The organism is Nevskia soli DSM 19509 (genome assembly GCF_000711955.1).
Taxonomy (GTDB): domain Bacteria; phylum Pseudomonadota; class Gammaproteobacteria; order Nevskiales; family Nevskiaceae; genus Nevskia; species Nevskia soli.
On record NZ_JONR01000076.1, the window covers coordinates 1 to 7,329 of the forward strand.

Consider the following 7,329-nt stretch of genomic DNA (forward strand, 5'->3'; position numbering starts at 1 on the left):
GCATCGTCCTGGAAGCCGAGCCCACCGGCTACCCGCGCGCTCCCGTCGGCAAGAAGCGCGTCTGGATCGACGTGCGCAACCAGCAATTCGTCGCCTACATCACCTTCGACCGCAGGGGCGAGATGTGGAAATCCTTCGAACCCGGCTGGTCGCGCTATGAAGACGGCACTGCCGCCGTCAAGGACGCCAAGGGCAACTCCGACTGGAGCTGGACCTACGTCCATAGCCACGACATCCAGGCCAATCGCATGAGCCGCATCATGCACACCCAGTCCACCACCGGCGGCTACAAGTCCCTGCTCTCCGACAACGGCGTGGATGTCTACAACAAGTACCTCACCAACCAGGCCATCACCAGGCTGGGGCAGGCTTAAGTCCGGTATCGATTCCGGCAACAGGGTTTTTTGGGTTGGGCCGGCGCGGTTTCGCGCCGGCCCATTTTTTTCCGCGAAGGGACGATCAGGCTGTTGCTGCGGCGTAATCCGTGCTGCGCGTCAGCCGCTCCCAGCGGTCGATGTCTCCCGCCAGCTGCGCCAGCTTGATGCGGGCGCGGCGCAGCGCGTCGGAGCCCAGCAGCAGGCGCAGCGGCGGCTGCGGCGCGTCCACCAGTTCCAGGATGGCCTGTGCCGCCAGTTCCGGATCGCCGGGCTGCTGGCCGTCCACCGTGCTGAAATGGCGCACTGTCTGGCCGCTGCTCTGGTCGTAGTCCGCGATCTCGTGGGCGGCGATGTGCAGCGACTGCGCCGAGGCGAACCCGGTGCGCAGCCCACCCGGCTCGACGATGCTGACGCGCACACCCAGCGGCGCCAGCTCCGCCGCCAGGCTCTCGGACATGCCTTCCAGTGCCGCCTTGCTCGCCGCATACAGTCCGGACCCCGCCAGCGGTGCCAGCGCGGCGATGGAAGAGATGTTGACGATATGGCCGCTGCGCTGCGCCCGCAGCCGCGGCAGCACTTCCTGGATCAGGTGGTAGGCGCCGAAGAAGTTGGTGGCGAACATCTCGTAGGTTTCCGGCGTGCTGACTTCCTCCACCGCGCCGAGCAGGCCGTAGCCGGCGTTGTTCACCAGCACATCGAGTCGCGGGCACAGCCACTCGGCCTGCCGCAAGACCGGGCGGATCTGCTCCGGGTCGGATACGTCCAGTGCCAGAATGTGCAGGCGCTGGGAGTCGGGCAGATCGGCACGACCGCTGCGGGTGGTACCAATCACGGTATCGCCCCGGGCCAGGGCCGCTTCGGCCAAGGCGCGGCCCAAGCCGCGCGAAATCCCTGTAATCAGCCAATTCCTTGCTGGGGTGTTCATCGAAGCCTCCTTTGCGGCATGGCGCAGATTCTCGCGCGCGCAGGGGCGCCGCATCGATACCGGATGCTGCTTATTGCTTGCCTGATTCTCCAGAAGTGAGGAGAGAGGGGATTTCGCCGCGTCGCGGCGGGTGTAGAGTGGCCGCCATTCGCAACCGCCTTCGAATCGGCAGGACCCGACATGAATTTCTCGCTTGAAGCCGCCCGGCTGCACATGGTCGAGCTGATCAGATCCCTGGTGCGCGCGGAGGGACTGAGCGCCAGCGGCATCCCCGGTGTGCAGCTGATGCACGGCACCCGCTGCATGCCCCGCACCCCGGTGGTCTACGAACCCGGCATCGCCATCCTGGTGCAGGGCCGCAAGCGCGGCTACCTCAGCGGGCACGAGTTCGTCTACGACCAGCGCAACTACCTCGTCACCTCGGTGCCGATGCCGTTCGAGGTGGAGACCGAGGCCAGTCCCGAGTTGCCCCTGTACGGCGTCAAGGTCAAGGTCGAGATGACCACCCTGGCCGAACTGCTGTTGGAGATGGACGACCGCCTGCCGGAAAGCGCCACCTCGCCGCGCGGCATCTACGCCACGCCCCTGAACGAGGATATGAGCAGCGCCGTGATCCGCCTGCTGGAATGCCTGGCCACTCCGGTCGATGCCCGCATCCTCGGCCCGCAGATCGTGCGCGAGATCGTCTACCGCGTGCTCTGCGGCGAGCAGGGCGGGGCGCTGCGCGCGCTCGCCACCCGCCACAGCCACTGCGGCCGCATCGGCAAGGTGCTGCGCCAGGTGCATGCCAACTTCTCCAGCCCGCTGGACGTGGAGACCATGGCCGACGAGGCCAGCATGAGCGTCTCCGCCTTCCATCACCACTTCAAGGCGGTGACTTCCAGTTCGCCCCTGCAATACCTCAAGACCATCCGCCTGCACCAGGCGCGCCTGCTGATGGTGCAGGAAGGTCTCAGCGCCGGCATCGCCGCGCAGCGCGTCGGCTACGAAAGCCCCTCGCAGTTCAGCCGCGAATTCAAGCGCCTGTTCGGCAGCAATCCCTCCGCCGAGGCGGCGCGGGTCCGGGCCACCCTTTAGTCTCTGCCATCGTTGCTTGTCATGGGCCGCTACCCCCATGACGGGGGTGTCCACCTCGTTCCGCATCCCAGTAACATGGAAGAACTCATGGGGAGGAGCCAGATGCAAAGGCGCGTTATACGACATCTGGTTTCGCGGGCCTTGCGCGCAGCCTTGCTGCTGCCGGCGCTGGGTATTGCGCATGCCGAAGCGCCCGCCGCCGCCACGGATCCACTGGCCACGGCGCTGGCCGACAACAGCCTGCCGAACCGTGAAGGCGGTGTGCCGCCGCAGTGCTATACGCGTACCGGCGCGCGCTCCAATCCCTGCTGGGTCTGCCACACGCAGAAGAACGGCCGCAACCTGATGGACGACTGGGGCTTGCAGGCGAAGTACGAATTCAGTCCGGTGGGGATGACCAATCACTGGACCAACCTGTTCAAGGATCGCCGCGCGGCCATCGCGCGGATCAGCGATGAACAGGCGCTGGCCTACATCCGCCAGGACAATTACACGCCGCTGCGCGCCGCGCTGGCGCAGCGCGCCGGCTTCGCAGGCTGGCGGCCGGACCTGGATTACCGCCAGGGCTTCGACAGCGCCGGCTTCGCCCGCGACGGCAGCGGCTGGCGCGCCTTCCGCTACAAACCCTTCCCCGGTACCTTCTGGCCCACCAACGGCTCCACCGACGATGTACTGCTGCGTCTGCCGGCGCGTTTCCGCGAGGACGCGCAGGGTGCGCCGTCGCCGGACATCTACAAGATCAACCTGGCCATCCTCGAAGCGGCGATGGCCGTGCCGGACACCGTCAGCGACGCCGCCCTGAAGCGGCGCGTCGAACCGCTCGACGAAGCCGCGGCCGGCATGGACCTGGATGGCGATGGCCGCATCGGCGGCACCATCGACACCATCCACGGCCTGCCGCCGCACTATGCCGGCGCCGCCGCGGCCGAGCCGGTGCGGCGTTACGACTACCCGTTGGGCACCGAATTCCTGCACAGCGTCCGCTATGTCGATCCGGATGCGCCGGCGCTGCTGTCGGAGCGCCTGAAGGAATTGCGCTATTCGGTCAAGCTGAGACCCGTCGGCGAAACCGCGCTGCATGCCAAATACGCCGAGGAGGCCCGGGCAAAGAAAGTCGGCGCCCTGCCGGACTTCGCCGGGAACGCCGAGACCGGGTTGGCCAACACCTTCGGCTGGAAGCTGCAGGGCTTCATCGAGGACGCTTCCGGTGCGCTGCGCCTGCAGACGCGGCAGGAGCAGATGTTCTGCCTGGGCTGCCACACCACCATCGGCGTTACCGTGGACCAGACCTTCGGCCTGCCGCGCAAGGTGCCGGGCGCCGCCGGTTGGGGGCACCAGGATCTGGCCGGCATCGTCGACGTGCCGCAGGCCGGCAGCCGCACGCCGGAGATCCGGCAATATTTCGAACGCGTCGGGGGCGGCGACGAATTCCGCGCCAACGACGAAATCATCGCCCGCTTCTTTCCCGGCGGGGTTCTCGACCTGGCCACATTGAGCCGCGCCGCGCCGGGCGGCGACCAGGACATCCGCGCTCTCATCGTGCCAACGCGCGAACGGGCCCTGCGCCTGGACAAGGCCTACATGGACCTGGTGAGCGAGCAGACCTTCGCCCTGGGCCGCGATGCCGTGCCGGCGCCGGTGCGGAACGTCCATGAGCGGCTCGAGGACACCGCAACGGCGCTCAAGGCCAGCGGCCACGTTTACCGTGATGGCCGCCTGTGGCTGGACTGGAGCAAGGCGGGTGGGGATGCCCGCCAGGGCGCCGCCGCCACTGTGAAGTCCATCACAGCGCCTCCCTGAATACCCCCTGTATCGGGTGGCGCTGTCCGGCCCCCGGTTAAGTATCTTCCAGCGAAGGGATGAACTGCCCTTCTGATGCCTTTCCGATCGCCTGGGAGATTTGCGATGAAACAATCACGAATATGGATCTGTGCGCCGGCGTTGTTGCTTGCCGCGCTCAGTGGATGCAACAACGATGACAACGGGTCCGGTGCGGGTGCGACCATCACGCTGTCCGGCAAGCTGATCGCAGCGGCGCTATCGGGCGCCACGGTGAGCGCGTTCCCGGTCAAGAGCGATGGCACCGCCGGCACCACCGCACTGGGTACCGCTACCAGTTCCGGCGATGGCAGCTTCAGTCTGACGCTGCCCGCCGGTACCGCGGCTCCGCTGGACGTGCTGCTGGTCAGCAGCGGCGGCAGCTACCCCAGCGAGGCCAATACCACCACCACCGTGACCAACGCGGCGGGCACTGGTTTGTCGGCCTTGTTGCCGCAGGTGGGTGCCGCTGGTCTCAGCGGCATCGTCGTATCGCCCCTGACCACACTGGCCGTATCGCGCACCCAGGGCGTCATCGCCGGTGCCGGTCCCAGCGCGAAAAGCCAGGGTCTTGGCGTCAAGCCGATTCCGCATGCGACCTGCTCCGGCAGCGTCATCGCCTGCGCCGCCACTTCGGCCGATAACCTCATCAAACTGGCCTTCGGCATTGGCAGCACTTCGCCCCTGAGCACGCTGGCACCGGATTTCGCCGCCACTACCGGCGACGGAGCGGTGCTCGCATTGGTGCTCGGCGCGCTGGAGCAGGAAGCGCTGTCGCAGAACCAGCCGCCGGCGAATCTCATCGCCGCGCTCGCTTCCGACTATTTCGATGGCACACCGGACGGTGCCGGTCCCGGCGGCGGACCGGTTAAATTTCCGGGCACCACCACCACCATTCCCAGCACCCTGGGCAGCAGCATCCTGATCAGCGCCATGAGCACCTATCTGGGCAACAGCACCAACCCGCCCGTAGGCGTGGTCACCGCTTCCAGCGGCACCGCGATCGACCCTTCGGTGCCGATCGCAGTTCGCTCCGGCGTCGGCAAGGTGGCGCCGCAATCGGCCGCGCTCAGCACCAGTTCTTCCGGCGCGGTAAGCGAGATCGTGGTGCCCTCCAGCGGCCACCAGTTGCTGCTGGTCGCGGCGCGCAGCTTCGGCCTGCAGGGGCTGGACATCAACAACCCGGTCAGCCCGGTGCTGAATTCCTTCTCCAAGCTCAATACCGCCCTGGCGGCCCTGAAGGACAGCAACAGCAGGCCCTCGCTGCCGACCGTCGATGCGGTCACCGCGATCCCGGGCCAGGCCGACGCCGAAGCGGTTCTTTCCAGCTTCGACACCGCCCATCTGGTGCTGGTGGACCTGGACAAGCAGACCGTGCTGAAGGATTCGGACTTCTCCGCCACCCTCAAGACCCAGACCAGCTTCTCCGGCGGCTCCGCCTTCATCTCGAGTTCGATCTACGATCCCAATGTCGGCCAGCTTGGTGGCGTGCGCCTCGCCACCGGTGACGGCTACTTCACCTATGACGTGGCGAAGCAGACCCTGGGAACTCCCATCCCCCTGTCCGCCACGCAAATTGCGGCGGAAAATCTCGGCGGCGCCACCTCGGACCCCACTCTGTTTTCGCCGGGCCTGCTGTTGTCCGGCAACTACGGGCCGGGGGGATCGGGCGGCGGCTTGCAACTGGTCAACCTGGGCACCGGCACCGGCGGCAATACCGCCTATGCGCTGGATGATGCGCAGTTCCAGTCCGGGTTCGGCGTGACCCTGCCGGGTGCCGGTGCGGCTTCGCCGTTCGGCATCGTCGATGGCAATGCGGTGGACGTGGCCTACCACGTCGGCCTGATCACGCCCGAAGACGAGGGCTACATGGGCTTCATCGATCTGCATGATCCCACCCAGTTCACCTTCAGCGGCAGCGGCGCTACCGCCAGCTTCAGCGCCAAGAGCGGTGGCGTGATGAAGTCGGTGTTCCTGGGCGATGGTACTGACACCCCCATCCTCAGCGGTTCGGCGATCGAATCGACCAATCACCTGGTGCTGGGTATTGCGGCCTTCAGCCAGACGCTTCTGGTGGGGCATCTGGACGACCCTGCGGCGCCCGCTGATGGCAAGACCTGGGCCGGCCTGACCGACTGGCGCTACTACAACGCCATCAGCTCCGAATACAACTCCACGGAGGCCGATCCGCATGCCGTTGGTGCCCTGCTGGCGTCCAACAACAAGAGCTATGGCGTGACGCTATCGATCAATGGGAGCGACAGCGAAACCCTCCTGCTGATCGATCTGCAGGCCTTCCTGCAGGCGGCCGCACTGCCGACGCCCAGCGGCGGCACTCCGGTGCATGCCTTGGCCACGACGCCGTTCGGTACGCCGATCATTCAGACCATCGCTTTGACCGATACCTTCCCGACGCCTGGGGCGGTAAAGGGCCCGGCGCCAAAGGCACAGCGTAAATTCGGCACCACCACGATGCACTGAAGCCCGAACGGCCCAGCGGCAGATTGAGGAAGCCGGGGATTTCCCCGGCTTCTTTTTTTGCGTGACGAAGCGCGGCGAACGGCCCTGCAAAAAGCATGGATCAGATGCAGGTCCGACGCTGCGTGGCAATCCACCAGACATTGTCGAAACTGTCCTGCATGCCGGCGAAGCGATCGCCCAGGGCTTGTCCTGGGGTTCGGCTACCGAAGTGGCGCCGAGCCGCAGGGCGCGGTCATAGGCAGCATCCGTATCCTCCACGTACACATACACCGAAGCCCGCGTCTTTTCCCCGGTCGGATGCGGCCCCGACTCGATCACGATGATGGAATCGCCGATGCGGATTTCGACGTTGCAGCCGCCGTGCCTGTGCGGGGTACGCTCCAGTTCCTCCGCGCCGAACACTTCGCGCACGAAATTCGGCAAATCGGCATCGCCATAGAGATAGGGGCGCACCGCGCGGAAGCCGTGGCGGATGTGCGCTTGCGCGCTGCTCATGCGCGGCTCTCCGTGGTGGCCAGGTGATGGATCGGGGCCGATGCCAGGGCGGACTCCGCCGACGCATCCAGCGGCAGGCCCAGGCTGTTAAGAGCCTGTAACAGAATGAATCGCGCCTGCGACGGCGGTCATTTTTGCGCAGTGCAAGTCGGACAG

At 66.4% G+C, this 7,329-nt stretch carries 5 protein-coding genes; 4 read left to right on the forward strand and 1 reads right to left on the reverse strand.

Translation table 11 applies throughout. From position 1 onward, the window contains the following. Nucleotides 1–374: DUF1329 domain-containing protein (locus BP26_RS0122290; RefSeq protein WP_029921404.1), on the forward strand; the 374-nt coding region annotated here is incomplete at its 5' end. An 85-nt stretch (nt 375–459) separates the two neighbouring features. Here BP26_RS0122290 and BP26_RS0122295 read toward each other — a convergent pair. Beyond that, nucleotides 460–1,302, reverse strand: coding sequence for an oxidoreductase (locus tag BP26_RS0122295; protein ID WP_029922768.1), 843 nt, complete (start codon nt 1,300–1,302; stop codon nt 460–462). A 180-nt stretch (nt 1,303–1,482) separates the two neighbouring features. Here BP26_RS0122295 and BP26_RS0122300 point away from each other — a divergent pair, with 180 nt between their 5' ends. The 3 genes from BP26_RS0122300 (at nt 1,483) to BP26_RS0122310 (ending at nt 6,678) form a co-directional block, all read left to right on the forward strand. Further along, entirely contained in the window at nt 1,483–2,379 is an 897-nt protein-coding gene (locus BP26_RS0122300; protein WP_029922769.1) for an AraC family transcriptional regulator, read from the forward strand. A 141-nt stretch (nt 2,380–2,520) separates the two neighbouring features. Then, nucleotides 2,521–4,179 carry an Aq_1262 family (lipo)protein gene (locus BP26_RS0122305; protein ID WP_211255021.1) on the forward strand — a complete coding sequence of 553 codons (1,659 nt, stop codon included), beginning with the start codon at nt 2,521–2,523 and terminating at the stop codon, nt 4,177–4,179. A gap of 105 nt (nt 4,180–4,284) precedes the next feature. Next, on the forward strand, nt 4,285–6,678 hold the full coding sequence (locus BP26_RS0122310; protein WP_157572705.1) for a hypothetical protein: 2,394 nt from the start codon (nt 4,285–4,287) through the stop codon (nt 6,676–6,678). Nucleotides 6,679–7,329: the final 651 nt, after the last annotated feature.

Excerpts from the sequence above, each read along its gene's own strand:
- BP26_RS0122295 (WP_029922768.1), bottom strand. The coding sequence starts at position 1,302 with ATGAACACCCCAGCAAGGAATTGGCTGATTACAGGGATTTCGCGCGGC.
- BP26_RS0122300 (WP_029922769.1), top strand. The coding sequence starts at position 1,483 with ATGAATTTCTCGCTTGAAGCCGCCCGGCTGCACATGGTCGAGCTGATC.
- BP26_RS0122310 (WP_157572705.1), top strand. The coding sequence starts at position 4,285 with ATGAAACAATCACGAATATGGATCTGTGCGCCGGCGTTGTTGCTTGCC.